This window comes from Streptomyces sp. SDr-06, from assembly GCF_003324565.1.
Taxonomy (GTDB): domain Bacteria; phylum Actinomycetota; class Actinomycetes; order Streptomycetales; family Streptomycetaceae; genus Streptomyces.
Window position 1 is genome coordinate 787,428 of the sequence record NZ_QOLA01000002.1, and the last position, 22,950, is coordinate 810,377.

At 73.3% G+C, this 22,950-nt stretch carries 21 protein-coding genes; 9 read left to right on the top strand and 12 right to left on the bottom strand.

Going from position 1 to position 22,950, the window contains the following annotated elements; all coding sequences use genetic code 11:
• Positions 1–107: 107 nt before the first annotated feature.
• Positions 108–878 carry an IclR family transcriptional regulator gene (locus DT019_RS07895; RefSeq protein WP_100574385.1) on the bottom strand — a complete coding sequence of 257 codons (771 nt, stop codon included), beginning with the start codon at positions 876–878 and terminating at the stop codon, positions 108–110.
• 152 nt (positions 879–1,030) lie between these two features.
• Between DT019_RS07895 and DT019_RS07900 the strand changes: the two genes are divergently transcribed.
• Both DT019_RS07900 and DT019_RS07905 read left to right on the top strand, forming a co-directional pair.
• Positions 1,031–2,560 carry an aldehyde dehydrogenase (NADP(+)) gene (locus DT019_RS07900; RefSeq protein WP_114035912.1) on the top strand — a complete coding sequence of 510 codons (1,530 nt, stop codon included), beginning with the start codon at positions 1,031–1,033 and terminating at the stop codon, positions 2,558–2,560.
• Positions 2,557–3,168, top strand: coding sequence for a DUF1349 domain-containing protein (locus DT019_RS07905; RefSeq protein WP_114035913.1), 612 nt, complete (start codon positions 2,557–2,559; stop codon positions 3,166–3,168). Before DT019_RS07900 ends, DT019_RS07905 begins: the two co-directional genes overlap by 4 nt.
• A 284-nt stretch (positions 3,169–3,452) precedes the next feature.
• Here the strand turns inward: DT019_RS07905 and DT019_RS07910 are convergent, their stop codons facing one another.
• A complete protein-coding gene (locus DT019_RS07910; protein WP_114035914.1) occupies positions 3,453–4,832 on the bottom strand; it encodes an MFS transporter in 1,380 nt (459 codons plus the stop codon).
• 70 nt (positions 4,833–4,902) lie between these two features.
• Between DT019_RS07910 and DT019_RS07915 the strand changes: the two genes are divergently transcribed.
• The 4 genes from DT019_RS07915 (at position 4,903) to DT019_RS07930 (ending at position 8,546) form a co-directional block, all read left to right on the top strand.
• Entirely contained in the window at positions 4,903–5,862 is a 960-nt protein-coding gene (locus tag DT019_RS07915) for a GlxA family transcriptional regulator (protein ID WP_114035915.1), read from the top strand.
• An 85-nt stretch (positions 5,863–5,947) separates the two neighbouring features.
• A complete protein-coding gene (locus tag DT019_RS07920) occupies positions 5,948–6,655 on the top strand; it encodes a DsbA family oxidoreductase (RefSeq protein ID WP_114035916.1) in 708 nt (235 codons plus the stop codon).
• A gap of 83 nt (positions 6,656–6,738) precedes the next feature.
• Complete coding sequence (locus DT019_RS07925) at positions 6,739–7,788, top strand: aminotransferase class V-fold PLP-dependent enzyme (protein WP_114035917.1); 1,050 nt, start codon at positions 6,739–6,741, stop codon at positions 7,786–7,788.
• A gap of 50 nt (positions 7,789–7,838) precedes the next feature.
• Positions 7,839–8,546 (top strand): hypothetical protein, encoded by a 708-nt coding sequence (locus tag DT019_RS07930; RefSeq protein WP_223279342.1) that lies wholly within the window; start codon positions 7,839–7,841, stop codon positions 8,544–8,546.
• On the opposite strand, the gene DT019_RS07935 is transcribed toward DT019_RS07930, so the two are convergent.
• The 6 genes from DT019_RS07935 to DT019_RS07960 all read right to left on the bottom strand — a co-directional run bounded on the left by DT019_RS07935 (position 8,521) and on the right by DT019_RS07960 (position 13,798).
• Positions 8,521–9,189 (bottom strand): hypothetical protein, encoded by a 669-nt coding sequence (locus DT019_RS07935; protein ID WP_223279343.1) that lies wholly within the window; start codon positions 9,187–9,189, stop codon positions 8,521–8,523. The two genes, DT019_RS07930 and DT019_RS07935, sit on opposite strands and share 26 nt — an antisense overlap.
• A gap of 95 nt (positions 9,190–9,284) precedes the next feature.
• The gene (thpD, locus tag DT019_RS07940) at positions 9,285–10,145 is read right to left on the bottom strand and encodes an ectoine hydroxylase (protein ID WP_114035918.1); all 861 of its coding nucleotides are present in this window, start codon (positions 10,143–10,145) and stop codon (positions 9,285–9,287) included.
• 2 nt (positions 10,146–10,147) lie between these two features.
• Positions 10,148–10,552: an ectoine synthase gene (locus DT019_RS07945; RefSeq protein WP_100574374.1), complete on the bottom strand. Its 405-nt coding sequence runs from the start codon at positions 10,550–10,552 to the stop codon at positions 10,148–10,150.
• Positions 10,553–10,603: 51 nt separating this feature from the next.
• Positions 10,604–11,872, bottom strand: coding sequence for a diaminobutyrate--2-oxoglutarate transaminase (gene ectB, locus DT019_RS07950; RefSeq protein WP_114035919.1), 1,269 nt, complete (start codon positions 11,870–11,872; stop codon positions 10,604–10,606).
• Complete coding sequence (gene ectA / locus DT019_RS07955; RefSeq protein ID WP_114035920.1) at positions 11,869–12,390, bottom strand: diaminobutyrate acetyltransferase; 522 nt, start codon at positions 12,388–12,390, stop codon at positions 11,869–11,871. Before ectA ends, ectB begins: the two co-directional genes overlap by 4 nt.
• A 313-nt stretch (positions 12,391–12,703) precedes the next feature.
• Positions 12,704–13,798: a pyridoxal-phosphate-dependent aminotransferase family protein gene (locus DT019_RS07960; protein ID WP_114035921.1), complete on the bottom strand. Its 1,095-nt coding sequence runs from the start codon at positions 13,796–13,798 to the stop codon at positions 12,704–12,706.
• 78 nt (positions 13,799–13,876) lie between these two features.
• Between DT019_RS07960 and DT019_RS07965 the strand changes: the two genes are divergently transcribed.
• Together DT019_RS07965 and DT019_RS07970 are read left to right on the top strand one after the other, a co-directional pair.
• Positions 13,877–14,962 (top strand): amidohydrolase family protein, encoded by a 1,086-nt coding sequence (locus DT019_RS07965; protein ID WP_114036064.1) that lies wholly within the window; start codon positions 13,877–13,879, stop codon positions 14,960–14,962.
• 360 nt (positions 14,963–15,322) lie between these two features.
• The gene (locus DT019_RS07970; RefSeq protein WP_114035922.1) at positions 15,323–16,267 is read left to right on the top strand and encodes an SCO1860 family LAETG-anchored protein; all 945 of its coding nucleotides are present in this window, start codon (positions 15,323–15,325) and stop codon (positions 16,265–16,267) included.
• Positions 16,268–16,602: 335 nt separating this feature from the next.
• Here DT019_RS07970 and cobC read toward each other — a convergent pair whose 3' ends face one another.
• Positions 16,603–18,141 carry an Rv2231c family pyridoxal phosphate-dependent protein CobC gene (gene cobC / locus DT019_RS07975; RefSeq protein ID WP_114035923.1) on the bottom strand — a complete coding sequence of 513 codons (1,539 nt, stop codon included), beginning with the start codon at positions 18,139–18,141 and terminating at the stop codon, positions 16,603–16,605.
• An 88-nt stretch (positions 18,142–18,229) separates the two neighbouring features.
• On the opposite strand from cobC, the gene DT019_RS07980 reads away from it, so the two are divergent.
• Entirely contained in the window at positions 18,230–18,952 is a 723-nt protein-coding gene (locus tag DT019_RS07980; protein WP_114035924.1) for a ZIP family metal transporter, read from the top strand.
• 5 nt (positions 18,953–18,957) lie between these two features.
• On the opposite strand, the gene DT019_RS07985 is transcribed toward DT019_RS07980, so the two are convergent.
• Genes DT019_RS07985 through DT019_RS07995 form a run of 3 tightly spaced genes read right to left on the bottom strand, consistent with a single transcriptional unit; the run spans position 18,958 to position 22,939 of the window.
• A complete protein-coding gene (locus DT019_RS07985; RefSeq protein WP_114035925.1) occupies positions 18,958–20,319 on the bottom strand; it encodes a cobyrinate a,c-diamide synthase in 1,362 nt (453 codons plus the stop codon).
• Positions 20,313–20,921, bottom strand: a complete 609-nt coding sequence (gene cobO / locus DT019_RS07990; protein WP_114035926.1) for a cob(I)yrinic acid a,c-diamide adenosyltransferase — start codon at positions 20,919–20,921, stop codon at positions 20,313–20,315. Before cobO ends, DT019_RS07985 begins: the two co-directional genes overlap by 7 nt.
• Positions 20,921–22,939, bottom strand: coding sequence for a putative cobaltochelatase (locus tag DT019_RS07995; RefSeq protein WP_114035927.1), 2,019 nt, complete (start codon positions 22,937–22,939; stop codon positions 20,921–20,923). The genes cobO and DT019_RS07995 overlap by 1 nt, the downstream gene beginning before the upstream one ends.
• Between the last annotated feature and the right edge of the window lie 11 nt (positions 22,940–22,950).

Here is a 22,950-nt window from a genome sequence, read left to right on the forward strand (position 1 = left end):
TGGGAAAGAGCGGGCTCATCCTCCCACCGTCGCGCGCCGCGTGGCTCCGCCGCCTCCTGCGCCCCGACGATCCGCCTCCGCCGCGCGGGGGAGGCGGGCCGCGTCCCTCAGAGCCGGCGGGTCGCCAGCGTCAGGCGGTCCCGGGCGTCGAACAGGGCGTCCTTCACCATCTGTTCGTGGGCCGGGGTCAGCCGAGCCACCGGCACCGAGCAGCTGATCGCGTCGCGGGCCGGGGTGCGGTACGGGATCGCGACGCCGAAGCAGCGCAGGCCCAGCGTGTTCTCCTCGCGGTCCACGGCGTAGCCCTGCTCGCGGACGAGGTGCAGCTCCTCGATGAGCTTCTCGCGGTCGGTGATGGTGTGCTCGGTGAGCTGCTGGAGGGTCTCCGGGAGCAGCTTGCGCACCTGCTCGTCGCTGTGGGTGGCGAGCAGCGCCTTGCCGAGCGACGTCGAGTGGGCCGGCAGGCGGCGGCCGACCCGAGTGAAGGGGCGCAGGTAGTGCTGCGACTGGCGGGTGGCGAGGTAGACCACGTTCGTGCCGTCGAGGCGGGCGAGGTGGATGGTCTCGGTGGTGTCGTCCGAGAGCCGGTCCAGGGTGGGGCGCGCCGCCGCCACGACCTCGTCGCCGTCGATGTAGGAGGTGCCCACGAGCAGGGCCCGCACGCCGATGCCGTACCGGGTGCCCGTCGCGTCGGTCTCCACCCAGCCGAGCTCCACCAGGGTGCGAAGGAGCATGTACAGACTGGACTTCGGGTAGCCCACCGCCTCCTGCACCGCGGCGAGGGAGTGCATTCCGGGCCGCCCTGCGAAATACTCGAGCAACTCGACGGTCCGCACCGCGGACTTGACCTGTGCTCCACCTGAATCGGCAGCCGACATCCAGCACCCCGCTCCTTCTCGCCGAGGCTTCTTGCCAAGGCGGAACGCCCGTTAATAGAGTCCCAGCATATTCAGCATCGGGAACTCTGTTCAGAATACCGAACAAGTCCTGGTGGGTGGCAGAAGCGGACCGGCAGTGGAAGGACAACGCGGTGAGCGCAGCAGCACCAGTCTGGAGTGTCGACCCCCGAACGGGGAAGCCGCGGGAAGAGGTCGCGGTCGAAGCCACGCCCGAGGAGGTCGACCAGGCGGTCCGGGCCGCCTGGTCCGTGCGCGGGACCCTCGCCGACCTGAGCGTACGCGCCGTGTTCCTGCGGACCGCGGCCGACCTCCTGGACGCCTCGGCCGACCACGTGGTGGAGGCCGCCGACGCCGAGACGGCGCTCGGCCCGGTCCGCCTCAGGGGCGAACTCGCCCGCACCAGCGCCCAGTTGAGGGCCTTCGCCGAGGCCGTCGAGGACGGCTCCTTCCTCGACATACGCATCGACCACGCCGACCCCTCCCGCACCCCGCCCTGGCCCGACCTCAGGCGCGTCAAGATCCCCCTCGGCGTCGTCGCGGTCTACTCGGCCTCCAACTTCCCGCTCGCCTTCTCCGTGCCCGGCGGCGACACCGCGAGCGCCATCGCGGCCGGCTGCCCCGTCGTCGTCAAGGCGCACCCCGACCACCCGGCCACCTCCGAACTCTGTGTGTCGCTGCTGCGCCGCGCCGCCGTCCTGGCCGGACTTCCCGAGGACGTGGTGACGCTGGTCCACGGCTTCACCGCGGGCGTCGAGCTCGTACGCCATCCCCTGGTGGCGGCCGCCGGGTTCACCGGATCGGTGCGCGGCGGGCGGGCCCTGTTCGACGCGGCGGCCGCACGGCCCGTGCCGATTCCCTTCCACGGCGAGCTCGGCTCGCTGAACCCCGTCGTGGTGACGGCCGCCGCCGCCGAGGAGCGCGGCGAGCAGATCGGGGCCGGGCTCGGCGCGTCCATGACCATGGGCGTCGGCCAGTTCTGCACCAAGCCCGGATTCGTGCTGGTCCCCCGGGGCGGGGCGGGCGACGCCCTGCTCAAGGCGCTCACGGCGGCGGTCTGCGACACCGACGCCGGGGTCATGCTCGACCACCGGATGCGGGACGCGTTCGTCGCGGGGGTGGCCGAGCGGGCCGCGCTGACCGGCGTCGAGGCCCCGGTCACGCCCGGCGCGGGCGGCGAGCACACGGTGAGCGGCGGCTTCCTGACCGTACCGGCGGCCCTGCTCGTCGAGGAGGGCGAGCACGACCTGCTCCTGGAGGAGTGCTTCGGCCCGGTCACCGTCGTCGCCCGGTACGCCGACGAATCCGAGATCGCCGCGGTGCTCTCCCGGCTCCCGGGCAATCTCACCGCGACGCTCCAGCTCTCCACCGCGGAGGCGGCGGGCGAGGGCGGCGGCGCCCAACTCCTGGCGGAACTCACCGCGTTGGCGGGCCGCGTCCTGGTCGACGGCTGGCCCACCGGGGTCGCGGTCGCCCCCGCCCAGCACCACGGCGGCCCCTACCCGGCGACCACCTCCACCTCCACCTCGGTCGGCGCCACCGCCGTGGAGCGCTGGCTGCGCCCGGTCACCTACCAGAGCACCCCCCAGGCCCTGCTGCCGCCGGAGCTGCGCGACGACAACCCGCTGGGCCTGCCCCGCCGGGTGAACGGCACCCTCGGATGACGGTGCGCCTGCCCGAACTGCCCTTTGTGCTTGAGCCGTACGGCCCGGACGTGCCCTGGACCTACGACGACGGGGTGCTCTCGGTACGGGCCGGGGCCCGCCAGGACCGGTTCGTGCCCCCGGCGGGGGAGAGCCTGGAGTCCTCCGGTGACGCCCCCCGGCTGCTCGGGACCGCCCCGGCGGGCGACTTCCAGCTGATCGCCCGGGCCATGGTCTCCTTCGAGGCGCCCTTCGACGCGGGCGTCCTGTACGTCCACGTGGGCGAGCGGCAGTGGGCCAAGCTCTGCCTGGAGCTCTCGCCACGGCGGCCGACGATCTGCACGGTCGTCACGCGCGGACTCTCCGACGACGCGAACTCCTGGGAGGTGGACGGCGACAGTGTCTGGCTGCGGGTCAGCCGGACCGGCAAGGCGTTCGCCTTCCACGCCTCGGTGGACGGCGCGCGCTGGGTCTTCGTCCGGGTCTTCGCGCTCGGCACGGCCGAGGAGAGTGCGGTGGCGCGGGTCGGGTTCCTGGCCCAGTCGCCCGTGGGGGAGGGGTGCGCGGTGGCCTTCGACTCCGTCGAGTTCCGGGGGTTCGCGCCGAAGGACCTGCGGGACGCGAGCTGAGGGGCGGGGCGGGCACGTCTCCCCACCCCGCCCCTTCCCCAGGCCCTCCGGGGGTATTCGTTCGGCTGCGGCCCGGTGGCTGCTGGGGGCTCCGCCCCAGACCCCGTTCGCGCCTTAAGGGCGCTCGTCCTCAAACGCCGGACGGGCTGAGGGTGTCCATGCCGACCAGCACCGGTGCTGTTAGGGGCGCGGGGAACTGCGCGAGAAGCGGGCACGGTCCGCAGCAGAACTACCAACCCCCGGAGGGTCTCGGGGAGGGGCGGGGTGGGGGAGGAGCCCCGGGGTCACCTCGTGCGCAGGCGGAGGGTCGAGAGGGCCGAGAGGGCGAAGAGGGCCGCCGCGATCAGCAGACTCGTCCGCAGGCCCGCCACGAACCCACCCCCGCCCGCGACCAGCGTGCCGAACACCGCGATGCTGAGCGCCCCCGCGACCTGCCGCCCCGCGTTGAGCACCCCCGCCGCAAGACCCGCCCGCTCCTGCGGCAGCGCCTCCATCATCGCGGCGGTCAGCGCGGGCACCGAGATGCCGCAGCCGAGCGCGAGCGGGACCATCAGGAACGCGGCGAGCAGCGTGGGGGTGTGCTCGTCGGCGAGGAGCAGCACCAACAGGCCGGTCAGCGCGAGCAGTTGGCCGAACAGCAGCGGCACCCGGGCGCCGAAGCGGTTCGAGAGCTTTCCGGAGAGCACGTTGACCACGGGGATCAGCGCGGTCATCGGCAGGAACATCAGACCGGCCGCCAGCGCGGACTCGCCCCGCACCCGCTGGAAGTAGAGACTGAAGGCGAAGATCACGCCGTAGAAGGCGACGCTGGCCGCGGCGCCCGCGCCGATCGCGACGACCACCGTGCGGCTGCGGAACAGGCCGAGCGGCACCACCGGGTGCGCCACCCGGCGCTCGATCAGCCAGAACGCCACCCCCGCCGCCAGCGCGAGTGCGCCCGCCGCGAGCCGCACCGCACCCTGCTCGATCACCGCGAAGGCGAGCGCGGCCAGGGCGACGGCCGCCGCCAGCTGGCCCGGTAGGTCGAGCGGCGCGGGGCGGCGCTCGGTGCGCGGGGCGCGGGCGGTCAGGGCGAGGGCCGCGAGGCCGAGCGGCAGGTTGATGAAGAAGATGCCGCGCCAGTCCCAGACCGTGGTCAGCGCGCCGCCCGCGACCGGGCCGAGCGCCACCGCGACCGAACCCCCGGCCGCCCAGAGCGCCACCGCCCTGGCCCGCCGCTCCGGATCCGGGTAGGCCTGGCGCACCAGGGCGAGCGAGGCGGGCAGGACCACGGCGGCCGCCACGCCCTGCACGACGCGGGCGCCGATCAGCACGCCGAGGCCCGGGGCCAGGCCGCAGGCCGCCGAGGCGAGGGTGAAGACGACCGTGCCGAGCGCGTAGGCCTTCGCCGAGCCGATCCGGTCGGCGAAGGCGCCGGTCGAGAGCATCAGCGCGGCGAACGCGAGGGTGTAGGCGTCCACCACCCACTGGAGGCCCGCCATGCCGCCGCCGAGGTCGCTGCCGATCGCGGGCAGCGCCACGTTCACCACGGACGCGTCCAGGGTGATCAGGGCGAAGCCGAGCAGGGAGGCGGCCAGCGTGAGGCCGGGGGAGGTTCCGCGCGGCCGCTTGGGGGTCAACTGGCGGTCGGCGGGCGGGGCTTGGAGTGCGGCGTTCGGTGACATGCCTCCAGCTTGGCGAGGTCGGGCCGCGTACAGTAGTGGCTCGAACGCCATACGTCCGGAGGTTCTGGCCATGTCGCTGCACCGGGTCGCCGTGATCGCGCCCTCGCCCGTCTCGATGTTCAACCTCGCCATCCCCGAGCTGCTCTTCGGCAAGGTCGAGGTGGACGGCGGGCCCGGCTACGAGGTGGTCGTCTGCACCCCCGACCCCGGGCCGATCGCCACGACCGGCGGCCTCGACCTGTACGTGGGCCGGGGTCTCGACGCGGTCGAGGGCGCCGACACGGTCCTCGTCGCCGGGACCGGGCAGCGCTACGAGCCCGATCCGCGCACCGTGGCCGTGGTCGCGAAGGCGGCCGCCGCCGGGGTGCGGGTGGCGTCCATCTGCAGCGGCGCCTTCGTGCTGGCCGAGGCCGGACTGCTCGACGGACGCAGCGCCACCACGTACTGGGAACTCGCCGAGGAGCTGCGCAGGCGCTACCCGGCGCTCGACCTCAAGGGCGATGTCCTGTACGTCCAGGACGGCAACGTCATGACCTCCTCCGGGTACGCGGCCGGGATCGACCTGTGCCTGCACGTCATCCGCACCGACTACGGCGCGGCCGTCGCCAACCGGGTGGCCCGGCAGGCGCTGGTCGCGCCGGTGCGGCCGGGCGGGCAGACCCAGTTCACCCAGACCCCGCTGCCCGCCGAGCGCGGGGTGGTCTGCGCGGACACCCGGGGCTGGGCGATGCGCAACCTCGACAAGCCGCTCACTCTGGCCGATCTGGCCCGGCACGCGGGCGTCAGCGTGCGCACCCTGACCCGGCGCTTCCACGCGGAGAGCGGGGTCAGCCCGCTCCAGTGGCTGCTGCATCAGCGCATCGAGCGGGCCAAGGAGCTCCTGGAGACGACCACCCTCGCCATGGACCAGGTCGCCGAGGCCAGCGGCCTGGGCAGCGCGGACTCCCTGCGCGGCCACCTCGTGCGGCGCACCGGGCTCACGCCGAGCGCCTACCGGGCCACCTTCAGCAGGCTGGCCGCGGCGTCCTGAGCCGGGGCGGGGCGGCCGGGAATGGGGCGGGCGCCGGACGCGTTGTCGCAAACGGTACGACCTTCAACAAACTGAGAGAAGTGACATGCGCGTCGAGATCTGGAGCGACATCGCCTGCCCGTGGTGCTACATCGGCAAGGCCCGCTTCGAGAAGGGCCTGGCGAAGTTCGCCCACCGCGACGACGTCGAGGTGGTCCACCGCTCCTTCGAGCTCGACCCGGGCCGTGACAAGGGTGACATCGGCCCGGTCATCCCGATGCTGGCCAAGAAGTACGGCCGCACCCTCGACGAGGCCCGCGAGATGGAGGCGCACGTCGCCTCCACCGCGCACGCCGAGGGCCTGGGCTACCTGGCCGACGGCCGCGACCACGGCAACACCTTCGACATCCACCGCGTCCTGCACCTCGCCAAGGCGCGCGGCCGCCAGAGCGAGCTGCTCGACCTCGCCTACCGGGCCAACTTCGCCGAGGAGCGCTCCGTCTTCGACCCGGAGGTCCTGGTGGAGATCGCGGTCGCGGCCGGCCTGGACGCCGACGAGGTCCGTACGGTCCTGGCCGACGCGGACGCCTACGCCGACGAGGTGCGCGCCGACGAGCGCGAGGCGGCCGGGCTCGGCGCCAACGCCGTGCCGTTCTTCGTGCTCGACCGCGCCTACGGGATCTCCGGCGGCCAGCCCGCCGAGGTCTTCACGCAGGCTCTTGAGCAGGCCTGGCAGGCCCGCACCCCGGCCCTGAAGATCGTCGAGGGCGACGCGGAGGCATGCGGCCCCGAGGGCTGCGAAGTCCCGCGCTGACCTCTGTGTCATAAGGCTTGCTTGGGGATATCCATTAATTTTACCCAATTGACTTGGGATTGGCGGGGATTCAGGGTGGAGCCATGGAACTGGACTCCCTCGCGCCGGGCGAATTCGCGCCGCAGACCACCTACCTCAACACCGCGAGCACCGGGCTGCTGCCCGCCCGGACCGTGGCGGCCATGGGCGAAGCCGTGGCCGCCTCGGCCGCGGGGCGGCCCACCGACATGTTCGGCGACGTGGAGGCGGCCCGCGCCACCTACGCCCGGCTCGCCGGCGTCCCGGTCCGGCGGGTGGCGGCCGGTGCGTCCGTCGCCGTCTACACCGGCCTCGTCGCCGCCTCGCTGCCCGAAGGCGCCGAAGTCCTCGTCGCCGAGGCCGACTTCAGCTCCGTCGTGAACCCGTTCCACCTGCGCCGCGACCTGAAGGTGCGCACCGTCCCGCTGGACGGGCTGGCCGAGGCCGTCCGGCCGGGCACCGCGCTGGTCGCGGTCAGCGCGGTCCAGTCCGCCGACGGCCGCATCGCCGACCTCCCGGCGATCCGCGCCGCCGCCCGCGCCCACGGCACGCGCACCCTGGTCGACGTGTCCCAGGGCGCGGGCTGGTTCCCGGTCGAGGCCGACGCGTACGACTACACCGTCGCCGTCGGCTTCAAGTGGCTGACCACCCCGCGCGGGGTCGCCTTCCTCACCGTTCCCGACGACCTCGGCGGCCTCCACCCCCTCTTCGCCGGCTGGGTGGCGGGCGAGCATCCCTGGGACAGCTGCTACGGGCCCATCCAGGAACTCGCCCACTCCGCACGGCGGTTCGACGAGAGCCCCGCCCTCTTCTCGTACACGGGCGCCCGGCACTCCCTGGCGCTCGTCGAGGAGCTGGGCGCCGAACGCATCCGGGCGCACAACACCGCCCTCGCCGACCGCTTCCGCGCCGGACTCGCCGCGCTCGGCCACGAGCCGGTGGCCGCGCCCGGCTCGGCGATCGTCGCGGTGCCCGGACTCGGCCACCGCCAGGACGAGTTGAGCCGCGGCGGCATCGAGCTCTCCAACCGCGCGGGCCATCTGCGCGCCGCCTTCCACCTCTACACCTCGGCCCAGGACGTGGACCGGCTGCTCGATCTGCTGCCGGCCCGCTGACCGCGCTGAATTCACTGGTCACGGCCCGGCCGGGCAGGCAGGATCGGGCCGTGACCACGGAGACCAGCAGCCCCGGCCGGGTGCGCGAAGCCGCCCGCAACAACGCCGCGTGGTGCGCCGCGCTCTGCCGCGCGCACGGCATCGTGGGGGAGTCGGGGCCGTACGCCTGGACCAGCCCGCGCAGAACCCCGCCCTACTATCCGGACGCGGTGACGCTCACTCCCGAGGCCTCGCCCGGCGACATCGTCGGCCGCATCGACCTCACGGCGCCCGGTGCCTCGGTGAAGGACAGCTTCGCCGCCCTCGACCTGGCCGACGACGGCTTCGAGGTCCTCTTCGAGGCGCGGTGGATCCACCGCACGGCCCCGCGGGCCACCGGCGAGGTGTGGCAACGGGTGCGCACCGAAGGCGAGTTGGCGCGGTGGGAAGGGGCCTGGTCGCAGGGGAAGAGCGAGGGGCTCTTCCCGCGCGGGCTGCTCGCCGAACCCGGCCACACCTTCCTGGCGGCGCGCGACGCGCGGGGCGAGGTGGTGGCGGGAGCCGTCGCCAGCCGGAGCGGCGACGTCGTGGGGATCTCCAACCTGTACGCCGTCGACGGCGACCAGGACGCGGCCTGGGCCGGCTGCCTCGCCACCGCCGCCCACCTGTGGCCCGGGCTCCCGGTCGTCGGCTACGAGAGCGGCGAGGACCTGGACGCGGCCCTGCGCGCGGGGTTCACCCCGGCCGGACCGCTCAGAGTGTGGCTGCGCCGGAGCTGAGCGGCTCTCCGTACCAGCGCCACGTGGCCGGGCGCGGCCGCCCCGGCAGATCCGCACGGCCACCGGCCCAGAGCAGCACCTGCCAGCGGTCCGGGTCGTCCGGCACGTCCCGGAACAGCCGGCCGAGCACCCGGTCGCACAGACCCGCCGGCGGAGCCCAGGTCAGGCCGAGGCCCTCGGCCACGTCGTGCGTGTGCAGCAGGGTCTCGACGATTCCCATCGCCCCGAACCCCTCCGGGTCCGAGATGCCGAAGCCGTGGTACGCCCGGAGGTCGGGCGAGGAGGTGCGCACCATCGCGGTGAGCAGGGCGCCGCTGGCCTCCAGGGTCTGGAGCAGCCCCGCGGGCCCGGCCGTGCGGTCCGCGTGCACCGCGTTGCGGGGGCCGCCGGGTCGTTTCGCCTCCCACAGGTACGGCACCTCGCCGTCCAGCGGGGGCTGGGCGGGGCCGAGCTGCACCGCGTAGGCGAAGAGATCGTCCGAGAGGTGCTCGACGGTCTCCCAGCAGTCCCACTCCAGCGTTCCGGCCTTCACGCTCCAGTCCGCCGCGAGTCCGGCCCGCAGCGCGGTGACGGACAGCCGCACGGAGTGTTCGACGTCGGCGGCGGAGACCGGGGTTCGTGAAGATTCATCGACCATGGACATGGAGGGACCGTACCAACGATCTCCGTGCGCGAGATGAACGCGTCACGGACGCCGGGGCCCGGGGGTGATCCCCGGGCCCCGGCGTCCGTGACTGCTCAGCGCACCGGGGTGAAGTCCCTCGCCCCGATGAATTCGGGGCGGCGGATCGGGGCCGCGAAGGGCTCCTGGGCCGCGTTCTCCACGCTGTTGAACACGATGAAGACGTTGCTGCGCGGGTACGGGGTGATGTTGTCCCCCGAGCCGTGCATCGCGTTGCAGTCGAACCAGGTCGCCGAGCCGGCCCGGCCGGTGAACAGGCGGATGCCGTGCCGGTCGGCCATCTTCGTGAGGGCCTCGTCGGACGGCGTGCCCGCGTCCTGCATCTGGAGGGACTTCTTGTAGTTGTCCTTCGGGGTGGCACCGGCGCAGCCGAGGAAGTCCCGGTGCGAGCCGGGCATGATCATCAGGCCGCCGTTGGTGTCGTAGTTCTCGGTCAGCGCGATCGAGACCGAGACCGTCCGCATGTGGGGGAGGCCGTCCTCGGCGTGCCAGGTCTCGAAGTCCGAGTGCCAGTAGAAGCCGGAGGCGCCGAAGCCAGGCTTCACATTGATCCGCGACTGGTGGACGTACACGTCCGAGCCGAGGATCTGGCGCGCCGTGCCCACCACCCGCTCGTCGCGGACCAGCCGCGCGAAGAGCTCACTGATCCGGTGCACCTCGAAGACCGAACGCACGGACTGCGACTTCGGTTCGATGATCGACCGCTCGTCGGCGCGGACGGAGGGGTCCGCGATCAGTCGCTCGAGTTCCGAGCGGTAGAGCGTTACCTCGTCGTCGGTGAGCAGTTGGTCGATCGCGAGGAAGCCGTCCTGCTCGAAGGATTCGAGTCCGGCGGACGGGCCCCAGACGACCGGGTCCTGGCGGGGGGTGATCACCTCGGCGGCGCCACGCGTGGGGTAGAGATCCTGGGCGGTCATGATCAGCCCTCCTCGGGTTCGGTCAGCAGCGGGTAGACGCCGTTCTCGTCGTGGTCCTCCCGTCCGGTGACGGGCGGGTTGAAGACGCAGACGCAGCGGAAGTCGGTCTTGGGGCGCAGGGTGTGGCGCTCGTGGCCGTTCAGGAGGTACATCGTGCCCGGCTCGATCCAGTGGGTCTCGCCGGTCTCCTCGTTGGTGAGCTCGGCCTCGCCCTCGGTGCACAGGACCGCCTCGATGTGGTTGGCGTACCACATGGAGGTCTCGGTGCCCGCGTACAGGACGGTCTCGTGCAGGGAGAAGCCGACCTTCTCCTTCGCGAGCACGATCCGCTTGCTCTCCCAGGTGCCGGAGGCTGCCTTCACGTGGCGGTCGGTGTTCTCGATGTCCTTGAACGATCGGACGATCACGGTGAGTTGGTGCCTTTCTCTCTGTGCTGCGTACGGCGTGGGGTGCGGGCGTCAGACGGTCGCGGCGACGGCGCGGGCCAGCGAGCGCAGGCCCTCGTCGAGCTCGTCGGGCGTGATGGTCAGCGGCGGCAGCAGCTTGACCACCTCGCTCTGGGGACCCGAGGTCTCCAGGAGCAGGCCCAGCTCGAAGGCGCGGGCGCACACCTCGGAGGCGCGGGCCGGGTCGGCGAACTCCAGCCCCCACACCAGGCCGCGGCCGCGGTAGCTCGCACCGAGGCGGGTGTGCTCGGCGCACAGCGCGAGCAGGGCCTGCTCGACCTGCTCGCTGCGCGCCAGGGTGTGCTTCTCCATCTGCCCGTCGGCCCAGTACGCGTCCAGCGCGGCGGTCGCGGTGACGAACGCCGGGTTGTTGCCGCGGAAGGTGCCGTTGTGCTCGCCCGGCTCCCAGACGTCGAGCTCGCCCTTGAACAGGCAGAGCGACATGGGGAGTCCGTAGCCGCTGATCGACTTCGAGACGGTGACGATGTCCGGCACGATGCCCGCCTCCTCGAAGGAGAAGAAGGCGCCGGTGCGGCCGCAGCCCATCTGGATGTCGTCGACGATGAGCAGCATGTCGCGGCGCCGGCACAGGTCGGCGAGCGCGCGCAGCCACTCTGGCCGGGCCACGTTGATGCCGCCCTCGCCCTGCACGGTCTCCACGATCACGGCGGCCGGCTTGTTGAGGCCGGAGCCCTGGTCCTCGAGCAGGCGCTCGAACCACAGGAAGTCGGGCACCCGGCCGTCGAGGTAGTTGTCGAACGGCATCGGGGTGCCGTGCACCAGCGGGATCCCGGCCCCGGCCCGCTTGAAGGCGTTGCCGGTCACCGCGAGCGAGCCCAGCGACATGCCGTGGAAGGCGTTGGTGAAGGAGACGATCGACTCGCGGCCCTTCACCTTGCGGGCCAGCTTCAGCGCGGCCTCCACCGCGTTGGTGCCGGTCGGGCCGGGGAACATGACCTTGTACGGAAGGTCGCGCGGGCGCAGGATCACGTTCTGGAACGTCTCCAGGAACGCCCGTTTCGCGGTCGTCGCCATGTCCAGGCCGTGCGTGATGCCGTCCCGCTCGATGTAGTCGAGCAACGCCCGTTTCAGCACGGGGTTGTTGTGACCGTAGTTGAGCGAGCCGGCCCCGGCGAAGAAGTCCAGGTAGCTGTGGCCGTCCTCGTCGGTGAGGCGGGCACCCTGCGCGCGGTCGAACACGGCGGGCCAGCCGCGGCAGTAGCTGCGCACCTCCGATTCGAGCGACTCGAAGACACTGAGGGCGGGCGGGGTGATGGTCACAGCGATTCTCCCTGGGGGTGGAGGGGGCCGATGCGGTACAGGACTTCGGGCTGGTGCCCGTCGTCGGGGAACAGCCCGGCGTCGAAGAGGAGTTCACGGTCGAGGGCGGCGCCGCGCCGCTTGGCGTACGAGGTGAAGAGCCGGTCGGAAGGGGTGTTGTCCGGCGACACCGTCGTTTCGAGGCAGCTGACGCCGTGCGAGGCGGTCACCTTCGCGGTCAGCGCTTCGAGCAGCAGTCCCGCGAGCCCGTGGCCCCGGTGGGCGCGGTCGACGGCGACCTGCCAGACGACCAGGGTGCCCGGCCGGTCGGGGCGTACGTATCCGGTGACGAACGCGATCGGCTCTCCGTCGCCGTCCCGGGCGACCACGGAGGTCCCGGCGAAGTCCCGGCACCAGAGCAGATAGCTGTACGAGGAGTTGAGGTCGAGCACCTCGGAGTCACGGGCGATGCGCCAGATCGCGGCTCCGTCCTCCAGTCGTGGGCTTTCGATTCGGACTGCTGTTTGCGCGGCGGTCATGCCGAGCGAATTTACCGACCGGAAATTGAAATTGCATTCCCCTCAGGGGGTGCGCGAGGAGGGCGTTCGTGTTATCACGCGAGCATGTGCGCGAGGCGGTTTGTCCGGGAATTACCGGACAAACCGGAACGGTTGTGGAGTCGATCACACCCTTGTGACGGCCGCGGAACCTTGTTGAAACCTTGGCGTTTGAGGTCGGGGAGTCGGGGCAGAAGAAAACGGGAAGCCGCGGTGGATAAGCGGCTTCCCGTTTTGTGCAACGTTTTTCGGAATTCAGTTGTGCTTTATGTGTCGGGGGATCGCGGAGAAAGTGTCACCAGGTTTCGGAAACGGCCTTGCGGGCAGCTTCCAGGTCCACCGCGATCCCGTACTCGCCGAGCGCCGCCCCCAGCGCCGCGAGCGAGGACTGCACGGCGCCCCGGGTGGCGTCCACGCCGTAGTGGTTGACCCGGATCATGGTCGCCGCCAGCGCCCCGCCGCCCGCGATCAGCGGCAGCGAGGGGTCGGAGGCGAGCGCCTTGGTGACCAGCTGGGAGGCGTCGACCCCCTCGGGGGCGCGCAGGGTCGTGGCCACCGGGGCCGCGTCCGCGGCCTCGTGGACGTAGGGGGCGAGCCCGCCGAGCGCGAGCGCGCCCGCCCGGGTCGCGGCCGCGGCCGAGGCGTGCCGGGCCGTCACCGCGTCGAGGCCCTCGGACTCGATGCGCTCCAGGCACGCTTCGAGGGCCAGCATCTCCAGCTGGGCGGGCGCGTGCAGCAGCGCCTTGCGGCCGCCGTCGATCCAGCGCTCCTTCCAGTCGAGGAGCGAGAGGTAGGAGCGGCGCGGCGCCTTCGGGTTGGCGGCGATGCGCTCCCAGGCGCGGGCGCTGACCGAGACCGCCGAGACCCCGGCCGGGCCGCCCATCGCCTTCTGCGCGCCGATCACGCACAGGTCCACGCCCCAGGCGTCCGGGCGCAGCGGCTCCGCGGCCACCGACGCCACCGCGTCCAGCATGAACAGGGCGCCGTGCCGCCGCACGACCTCGCCGATCTCCGCGATCGGGTTGGTGTTGCCGGTCGCCGCCTCCGCGTGGACGAGCGAAACGAAGTCGATCTCCGGGTGATCGGTGAGCGATCGATCGATCTGCTCGGCGGTGACCGCCGCGTGGAACGGCACCTCCAGGTCGATCACCTCGGCCCCGCAGTCCCGCAGCCAGTTGCCGAAGGTCTGCCCGTAGGGGCCGGTCACCACGTTGAGCGCGGTCGAACCGGGATGGGCCGCGCCCCGGATGCAGCCCTCCAGCGGCAGCAGCGCCTCACCCTGCATGATCACCACGTCCTGCCGGGTGTCGAGCAGGGCGGCCACCCGTCGCTCGATCGCCGCGAAATGGTCGGCGGTCAGCGGGGCCAGGTCCAGGAGCGGGTGCGTCACGGCGGTGCCTTCTTCGGTTCAAGTCGGGTCGTGCATCCTCTGGAGGGAGACTACCGAGCGCCTCGTACAGTGCTGACCATGAGCGATCGCACGGTGCTGCATGTGAAGGGGCGCGTCCTCGCCGGGCCCGAGGACGTACGGGACGAACTGTGGGCGGTCGACGGGCGGATCACCTATGAGCGGCCCCCGGGCGAGAGCCTCACCGTGACCGGCTGGGTGCTGCCGGGCCTGGTCGACGCGCACTGCCACGTGGGTCTCGACCAGCACGGGCCGGTGCCCGACGAGGTCAGCGAGAAGCAGGCACTCACCGACCGCGACGCGGGGACCCTGCTGGTCCGCGACGCCGGATCGCCCTCCGACACCCGCTGGATCGACGCCCGCGAGGACCTGCCGAAGATCATCCGGGCGGGTCGGCACATCGCCCGCACCCGCCGCTACATCCGCAACTACGCCCACGAGATCGAGCCCGGCGACCTGGTCGCCTACGTCGCGCGGGAGGCGCGGCGCGGGGACGGCTGGGTCAAGCTGGTCGGCGACTGGATCGACCGGGACGCCGGGGACCTGGCGGCCTGCTGGCCGCGCGGCGAGGTCGAGGCCGCGATCGCCGAGGCCCACCGGCTCGGTGCCCGGGTCACCGCGCACTGCTTCGCCGAGGACTCGCTCAGGGACCTGGTCGAGGCGGGCATCGACTGCATCGAGCACGCGACGGGCCTGACCGAGGACACCATTCCGCTGTTCGCCGAGCGCGGCGTCGCGATCGTCCCGACGCTGGTCAACATCGCCACGTTCCCGCACATGGCCGACGGCGCCGAGGCCAAGTTCCCCGACTGGTCGGCCCACATGCGACGGCTGTACGAGCGCCGCTACGACACCGTGCGCTCGGCCTACGACGCGGGGGTGCCCGTCTTCGTCGGTACGGACGCGGGCGGCTCGCTCGCCCACGGGCTGGTCGCCGCCGAGGTCGCCGAGCTCGTGAAGGCGGGCATCCCGCCGCTCGACGCGCTCTCGGCGACGGCCTGGGGCGCCCGGAGCTGGCTGGGGCGCCCCGCCCTGGAGGAGGGCGCCCCGGCCGACCTGGTGGTCTACGACCAGGACCCGCGCGCGGACGTCCGCGTACTCGCCGCGCCGATCCGGATCGTGCTCAACGGGCGAATCGTGGGCTGACGGCCGCCAACTTGGCTGCCGACGGAGCGAGTTCGGCGGTCTGTGGGTTGACCCGCCGTTACGTACGGCGCGGGTGGATCGTTGAGATCCTTCATGCGTGCGCCGGGGTGGTGGGGCGGTGTACGGGGCGCGGGGCGGTGTCGGGCGTGACGGTGGGGAACGCCTGTGTCGGAATAATCGAATGTGAGCACGGAAACCGCCCTTTGGGGTGAACTCGCTTCAGGTGAGCGCCAGTTCACTCTCCGTGCGTAAAGATGCGGTGTCCCAAGTCGCCGGTGCGCCCCTCGATTCGCAGGAGTCCCACGAGTCCCCGTGGCGGGGTGCCCGGTCAGCCATGTCTCCTGTGGGGGTTCCACCATTGTGAACAGCTACAACTTCCGCCTGCCCGCGAGCGGTCATGCCGTCCGTCGCTCCGCCGCCGTCGCGGCCTGTGTGGCGGTGGCCGCCGGGCCGCTGCTGCTCGCCGCACCCGCGCGGGCCACGGGCGCCGAAGGCGACGGCAGGGGCCGCGCGAGTGCCGTGGTGCTGCGCACCGGGCTCGACGTCTCCCTGCTCGACAAGGCCGTCGACGTACCGCTCAAGGCCACGCTCAACGAGGTCTCCGCCCCGGCCGGTGCCGAGAAGACCGCGCTGACCGTGAAGCTGGACGGGGTCGGCGGCGGGCAGCCCGTCCAGGTGCTGAAGGCGGACGTGGCCACGGCCAGGGCGAGCGCCGACGCGAAGAAGGCGGAGGGCACCAGTCGGCTCGTCCATGCCCGGCTCCATCTGCCCGGCCTTCCCCTGCTCTCCCTCATCGAGGTGGGGGAGGTGACCTCCAGCGCGGTCTGCGAGGCGGGCCGCGCGCCCGTGGCCACGTCGAATGTGCTCGGCGCGGTAACGGTGCTCGGCCGCAGGGTCACGCTGTCCGCGGGCGGGACCACGCGGGTGCTGGTGCCGGGGGTCGGCGAGGTCGGTCTCGACCTGTCGAAGGCCACGACCACCTCGCGCACCGCCGCGGCCGTCGCGCTCCGGCTCAGCGTCTCCGTCAATCCGCTCCATCTGAACGTCGCCGACGTCAAGGGCGAGGTCACCCTGGCCGAGGCGACCTGCGAGGCGCCCGCGCCGCCCAAGGGTGCCGGTGCGACGGGCGACCCTCGCAAGGGGCCCGTCGCCGCCGAGGTGAAGACGCAGGGCGTCGCCTCGGGCACGGCGCTGGCCGAGACCGGGGGTGGGGCCACGCCCTATGTCGCGGGCGGGGCGGCGGTGCTGCTGGTGGGTGGTGCGGGGGTGCTCGTGCTCAGCCGGCGGCGGGCTGGGCGGGGCTGAGGTTCTGGGGCGGGCGGGGGCGCGAGGGGGTGCGTGCCGCCCGCCCCGGGCCCGGGCCCGGGCCGCCCGGGGTTGCGGCCCCGGGCCCCTTGACCCCGCCTCCGCCTGCGGGCCGTGCTGGGTCGCTCGCGCCGTTCCCCGCGCCCCTTGAACCCCGCTTTCGTCTGCGGGCCGTGCTGGGTCGATCGCGCAGTTCCCCGCGCCCCTAGCAGGGTCGATGCTGGTCACGCCGGCGTCTTCAGCCCGTCCGGCGATTGAGGACGAGCGCCGTTTAGGCGCGACCGAGTCTGGGGCGGAGCCCCAGGGGGCGGCGGGGCCGGGGCGGGGCCCCGGGGTTAGGGGTGGGTCAGGGTCAGGGCCTGGTCCAGGGCCTGGAGGAAGCGGTTCGTGGTGGCCCGGTCCCGCACCGCGAGCCGCAACCACTCACCCCCGAGCCCCGGAAACGTGTCGCCCCGCCGCACCGCGAACCCGAGCCCCCGCAGCCGCTCCCTGACCCGCGCCGCCCCCTCGATCCGTACGAGCACGAACGAGCCCTCGGCCGCCTCGACCGCCTGGACCTCGTCGAACTCCGCGAGCCCGGCGAGAAGATGGGCCCGGTCCTCGGCGATCCGTACCGCCGCCGCCTCGGCCTCCGCGAGGGCGCGGGGCTCCATGCAGGCGGCGGCGGCGACCAGCGCCGGAGTCGACACCGGCCACAGCGGCTGGGCGCTCTGGAGGGCCGTGATCGTCTCCGGGGCGGCGAGGACGTAGCCGATCCGCAGCCCCGCCAGACCCCAGGTCTTGGTCAGGCTGCGCAGCACGACCAGGCCGGGCAGGTCCGCGCGGTCCGCCAGGGCCTCGCGCTCGCCCGGCACGGCGTCCATGAACGCCTCGTCGACCACCAACGTCCGCCCGGGGCGGGCGAGTCGGGCCAGCGTGTCGGCGGGGTGCAGGACGGAGGTGGGGTTGGTCGGGTTGCCGACCACCACCAGGTCCGCCTCCTCGGGGACGGCGGCGGGATCCAGCCGGAAGCCGTCCTCGGCCCGCAGCAGCACGCGCCGCACCTCGCGTCCCGCATCACGCAGCGCCGCCTCCGGCTCGGTGAACTGCGGATGCACGACCACGGGGTGACGGGACGTCAGTGCTCTGGCGAGCAGGACGAAGGCCTCGGCGGCGCCCGCCGTCAGGAGCACCCGCTCCACCGGGAGGCCGTGCCGCGCCGCCACCGCCGCGCGGGCCGCCCGCCCGTCCGGATACGCGGCGAGCCCGGTCAGCGAGTCGGCGATGCGCTCGCGCAGCCAGGTCGGGGGAGTGTCCGAGCGGACGTTCACCGCGAGGTCGGTCAGCTCGCCGCCGTCGTCGCGGACCTCGGCGTCGCCGTGGTGGCGCAGGTCGTGCAGGGGCTCGGTGGTGGGGATGGACATGGCTTCGCTCCTGGTGGGGGGTCCGTCGCGATGGTCGGCGAACGGCCGGAGGTGGGGTCGACGTACGATCGCACACGTCGCCATGGCGGCACGTCCCGCGGGGGTCGACTTCCGCTTGGGCACCAGCAGTTCACCGCCTCCGGCCAGCGCGGCGGCCTCCGCGACGGAACGGGTTCCGACCGCGGCGAGCGCCGTGTCCGAGCCATGGGGCACCGGCACGGCCGCGAGCTCACCGGCCGCGTACGCGACGACGGGTATCCCGAGGTGCGCCGCGGCCCCGACGATTCCCGGCTCCGTCGACTTGCCGTCCACGGTGGCCAGTTCGCCGACCGTGTGCGGATCCAGGCCCGCGTCCGCGAGGGCGGCCCCGATGAGGCCGAGCACCTCCTCGACGGACACGCCCTTCGAGGCGCCGACGCCCACGACGAGCGGCGCCCCGGCGTCCTGGCGAGTGCGGGCGGCGTCGGGCATGGCGGGGATCCTCTCAGGCCGCTCGCGGGCGGCGGCGGGCCCGGACGTGGACGTGCGGAGTACGGGCCCAGTCGGTTAGCAAGGGCGCATGGCGGTATTCGTCGCGCTCGGCGCGTTCCTGATGACCCTGGTCGGCGGCTGGACCGCCCAGCGGGTCACCGACCGGCGCCACCTGGTGCTGGGGCTCGCGGGCGGACTCATGCTGGGCGTGGTCGGGCTCGACCTGCTGCCGGAAGCCCTGGACGCGGCCGGGGGCGACCTCTTCGGGGTGCCCGGGGCGCTGCTCCTGTTCGTCGGCGGCTTCCTCTTCGCGCACGTCGTCGAGCGGGTGCTCGCCGTGCGTCAGGCCGCCCACGGGGCGGGCGAGCACCGGGCCCCGCAGGTCGGCGTCACGGTCGCCTCCGCGATGGTCGGGCACAGCCTGATGGACGGCATCGCGATCGGCGCGGCCTTCCAGGTGGGCGCGGGCATGGGCGCCGCCGTGGCGCTCGCCGTCATCACCCACGACTTCGCCGACGGCTTCAACACGTACACGATCACCAGCCTGTACGGGAACGAGAGGCGCAAGGCGGTGGCGATGCTGTTCGCCGACGCGCTGGCCCCGATGGTGGGGGCCGCGTCGACCCTGCTGTTCACTCTTCCGGAGCAGCTGCTCGGCAGCTATCTGGGCTTCTTCGGCGGCGTGCTCCTGTACCTGGCCGCCGCCGAGATCCTCCCCGAGGCCCACCACGAGCACCCCGCCCTGTCGACGCTGCTGTTCACCGTCGCGGGCGTGGGGTTCATCTGGCTGGTGGTGGGCTTCGCCGGGTGAGCAGGTCATCGCGCGCAGGCCCCGGCGAACCTGACGGCCACCTCGGGGCGGGCCGCCCAGTGCGTGTGCAGATAGCTGGCGTGCACGCCGTCCTGGACGAAGCCCTCGACGCGGCGCTCCGGGTGCACGATGCCCCACGCGGGCTCGGCGCCCGCGCCCGGCTCGATGACGGTGCGGTGGAACTCGTGCCCGCGCAGCCTCGTCCCGGCGGCGGCCAGGCTGTTGTCCCGCACGGCCACGGCCTCCCGGTACCCCAGGGTGAGCCGCCCCGACATCCGGGCGTCGGCGTCGAGCACCCCGCACATGGGCTGCCCGTCCAGGGACCGCGCGAGGTAGAGCAGCCCCGCGCATTCGGCGGCCACGGGCGCCCCCGAGTGGGCGAGCCCGGCGACGGCCTTGCGCAGCGGTTCGTTGGCCGACAGTTCGGCCGCGTACACCTCGGGGAACCCGCCGCCTATCACCAATCCGCTGGTGCCGAGCGGGAGTTGCTCGTCCCTGAGCGGGTCGAAGGTGACCACCTCCGCGCCCGCCGCGGTGAGCAGTTCGGTGTGCTCGGCGTAGGAGAAGGTGAACGCGGAGCCGCCGGCGACGGCGATCACGGGCCGCCGCCCGGAGCGGGGGCCCGGGGCGGGGCGGGGTGATTCCACGGCCGGGTTCCACGGCTCGCCGTCCAGCCGCGGCGCGCTGCGAGCCAAGGCCAGGAGCCCGGGCAGATCGCACCCCGCCCGCACCTGCTCGCCCATCGCCGCCACCGCGTCCACCGCGTCCGACCGGCGCTCCGCGACCGGGACCAGACCCAGGTGGCGGGAGGGGGTGTCGACCTGGGGGGCGCGGCGCAGGGCGCCGAGGACGGGGACGCCCACGTCCTCCATCGCCTCGCGCAGCAGCGCCTCGTGCCGGTCCGAGCCGACCTTGTTGAGGATCACGCCGCCGATCCGTACCTCGGGGTCCCAGGACGCGAAGCCGTGCACCAGCGCGGCCACCGACCGCGACTGCGACGAGGCGTCCACGACGAGCACCACCGGGGCCCGCAGAAGCTTGGACACCTGGGCGGTGGAGGCGAGCTCGCCGAGCCCGCTCGCCCCGTCGTACAGGCCCATCACGCCCTCGACCACGGCGAGGTCGCAGCCGCGCGCGCCGTGCGCGAACAGCGGGGCCACCAGATCGGTTCCGCACATGTACGCGTCGAGGTTGCGGCCGGGCCGCCCGGTCGCGAGCGCGTGGTACCCGGGGTCGATGTAGTCGGGGCCCACCTTGTGCGGGGACACGGCGAGCCCCGATCGCGCGAACGCGGCCATCAGACCGGTCGCGACGGTGGTCTTGCCGCTGCCCGACGCGGGGGCGGCGATGACGAGACGTGCTACCACTCGATGCCCCGCTGGCCCTTCTGACCGGCGTCCATCGGGTGCTTGACCTTGGACATGTCCGTCACCAGGTCCGCGAACTCCACGAGCTGCTCTGGCGCGTTGCGGCCGGTGATGACCACGTGCTGGGTGCCCGGCCGGTCGCGCAGCACCGAGACGACCTCGTCCACGTCGACCCAGCCCCAGTGCAGCAGGTAGGCGAACTCGTCGAGCACGTAGAACTTGTACGTCTCGGCGGCCAGGTCGCGCTTGACCTGCTCCCAGCCCTCGCGGGCCTTCTCCTCGTGGGTCGGCTCGCCCTCGGCGGTCTCGCGCTGGATCCAGGACCAGCCCTCGCCCATCTTGTGCCAGTCGACCCGGCCGCCCTCGCCGGACGCCCCGAGCACCTTCAGCGCGTTCTCCTCGCCGACCTTCCACTTCGCCGACTTCACGAACTGGAACACCCCGACCGGCCAGCCCTGGTTCCAGGCGCGCAGCGCCATCCCGAACGCGGCCGTCGACTTCCCCTTCCCGACGCCGGTGTGCACCATCACCAGGTGCCTGTTACGGCGCTGACGGGTCGTCAGACCGTCCTCGGGTACGACACTGACCTGTCCCTGCGGCATTAAGCGGCCCTCCTCGAAGTTCCCTGAACGTCCTTGACGAGACCGGCGATCGTGTCCGCCCGCAGCTCGTCCAGCGTGACGGCGCTGCCGCCGAGTTCGCGCGCCAGCTCCCCGGCGAGCCCCAGCCGCACCATGCCCGACTCGCAGTCCACGACGACCGACGCGGTGCCCTCGGCCGCGTGCAGCCGGGCCGAACGCCCGGCGAGCGCCACCGGGTCGGGGCCGCCCGTCGCCCGGCCGTCGGTGACCACCACGAGCAGCGGCCGCCGCGAGGGATCGCGCAACCGCTCCACGCGCAGCACGTCATGGGCCTTGAGGAGCCCGGCCGCGAGCGGGGTGCGCCCGCCGGTCGGCAGCGATTCGAGCCGGGCCGCGGCCGCGTCCACCGACGAGGTGGGCGGCAGCGCGACCTCGGCCTCCTTGCCGCGGAAGGTGATCAGACCGACCTTGTCGCGGCGCTGGTAGGCGTCGAGGAGCAGCGAGAGCACCGCGCCCTTGACCGCGCTCATCCGCTGCCGGGCCGCCATCGACCCGGAGGCGTCCACCACGAAGAGCACGAGGTTGCCCTCGCGGCCCTCGCGGGTGGCCTGGCGCAGGTCGTCACGGCGTACGACGAGGCCGCGGCCCGAGCGGCCGCGCGCCCGCTGGTGCGGCGCCGCGGCCTGCACGGTCGCCGTCAGGTGCAGCTTGGTGAGCGCTCCTTCGGGGCGGCGCGAACCGGTCGTGCGGCCGTGGTCGGTGCGGGCCCGTGAGCGGCGGCCCGCGGCCCCCTCACCGAGCCCCGGCACGCTCAGCATCTTCGTACGGAACGGCTCGGCGGCCTTCACCGCGGCCCGCTCACCGGGACCGCTCGGCGCGGGGGCGGCGGGCGGCTCCGGGGCTTCGGAGGTGTCCGGGGTCTCGGGGGACTCGGCCGGGCTCTCGGGGGAGTCGCCCTGCGGCGGCACTCCGCCGCCCCCGCCGGGGCCCTCGGGGCCGGGGTCCGGATCGTCGTCGCCCCGGTCCTCGTCCTGGAACTGCTCAAGGGTCTCGTCGAGCTTGTCCTGGTCGAGGCCGGGCGCGTCGAAGGGGTTGCGCCGACGCCGGTGCGGCAGCGCGAGCAGCGCGGCCTGGCGGACGTCCTCGGACGTCACCTCCGTGCGCCCCGCCCAGGCGGCGAGCGCGGTGGCCGTGCGCGCCATCACGATGTCGGCGCGCATGCCGTCCACCTCGAACGCGGCGCAGGTGGCCGCGATCTGGAGCAGCACCGCGTCGCCGAGCACCACGGAGGGGAGCAACTCCCTTGCCGCCACGATCCGTTGGCGCAGTGCGCCCTCCTCGTCGGCCCAGCGCGCGGCGAAGGCGGCCGGGTCGTCGTCGTACGCGAGGCGGCGGCGCACCACCTCGACGCGCTGCTCGGGCTCGCGGGAGGCCGCGACCTCGACGGTCAGGCCGAACCGGTCGAGCAACTGCGGCCGCAGCTCGCCCTCTTCGGGGTTCATCGTGCCGACCAGGAGGAACCGGGCGGCGTGCCGCACCGAGACGCCTTCGCGCTCGACGTAGGAGGACCCCATGGCGGCGGCGTCGAGCAGCAGGTCGATGAGGTGGTCGTGCAGCAGGTTGACCTCGTCGACGTACAGGATGCCGCGGTGCGCGTCCGCGAGCAGGCCCGGCTCGAAGGCCTTCACGCCCTCGCCGAGGGCCCGTTCGATGTCGAGGGCGCCCACCAGGCGGTCCTCGGAGGCGCCGACCGGGAGCTCGACCATGCGGGCCGCGCGGGCAGCACCCGGTCCGCTCTCGTGCGGGCCGTCCGGGCACCGCGGGTCGGGTGCGGCCGGGTCGCAGCTGAAGCGGCAGCCCGCCACGACCGCCACCTCGGGCAGCAGATCCGCGAGCGCGCGTACGGCGGTGCTCTTCGCGGTGCCCTTCTCGCCCCGGACGAGGACACCGCCCACCGCCGGGCTGACGGCGTTCAGGAGCAGCGCGAGGCGCAGGTCGTCCATGCCGACGACGGCGGTGAACGGATACCGGGTGCTCATGTGCCGATCTC

Coding starts and splice junctions, on each gene's coding strand:
- DT019_RS07895 (WP_100574385.1), bottom strand. CDS start 878: ATGTCGGCTGCCGATTCAGGTGGAGCACAGGTCAAGTCCGCGGTGCGG.
- DT019_RS07905 (WP_114035913.1), top strand. CDS start 2,557: ATGACGGTGCGCCTGCCCGAACTGCCCTTTGTGCTTGAGCCGTACGGC.
- DT019_RS07910 (WP_114035914.1), bottom strand. CDS start 4,832: ATGTCACCGAACGCCGCACTCCAAGCCCCGCCCGCCGACCGCCAGTTG.
- DT019_RS07915 (WP_114035915.1), top strand. CDS start 4,903: ATGTCGCTGCACCGGGTCGCCGTGATCGCGCCCTCGCCCGTCTCGATG.
- DT019_RS07920 (WP_114035916.1), top strand. CDS start 5,948: ATGCGCGTCGAGATCTGGAGCGACATCGCCTGCCCGTGGTGCTACATC.
- DT019_RS07925 (WP_114035917.1), top strand. CDS start 6,739: ATGGAACTGGACTCCCTCGCGCCGGGCGAATTCGCGCCGCAGACCACC.
- DT019_RS07935 (WP_223279343.1), bottom strand. CDS start 9,189: ATGTCCATGGTCGATGAATCTTCACGAACCCCGGTCTCCGCCGCCGAC.
- thpD (WP_114035918.1), bottom strand. CDS start 10,145: ATGACCGCCCAGGATCTCTACCCCACGCGTGGCGCCGCCGAGGTGATC.
- ectA (WP_114035920.1), bottom strand. CDS start 12,390: ATGACCGCCGCGCAAACAGCAGTCCGAATCGAAAGCCCACGACTGGAG.
- DT019_RS07965 (WP_114036064.1), top strand. CDS start 13,877: ATGAGCGATCGCACGGTGCTGCATGTGAAGGGGCGCGTCCTCGCCGGG.
- cobC (WP_114035923.1), bottom strand. CDS start 18,141: ATGCCCGACGCCGCCCGCACTCGCCAGGACGCCGGGGCGCCGCTCGTC.
- DT019_RS07980 (WP_114035924.1), top strand. CDS start 18,230: ATGGCGGTATTCGTCGCGCTCGGCGCGTTCCTGATGACCCTGGTCGGC.
- cobO (WP_114035926.1), bottom strand. CDS start 20,921: ATGCCGCAGGGACAGGTCAGTGTCGTACCCGAGGACGGTCTGACGACC.
- DT019_RS07995 (WP_114035927.1), bottom strand. CDS start 22,939: ATGAGCACCCGGTATCCGTTCACCGCCGTCGTCGGCATGGACGACCTG.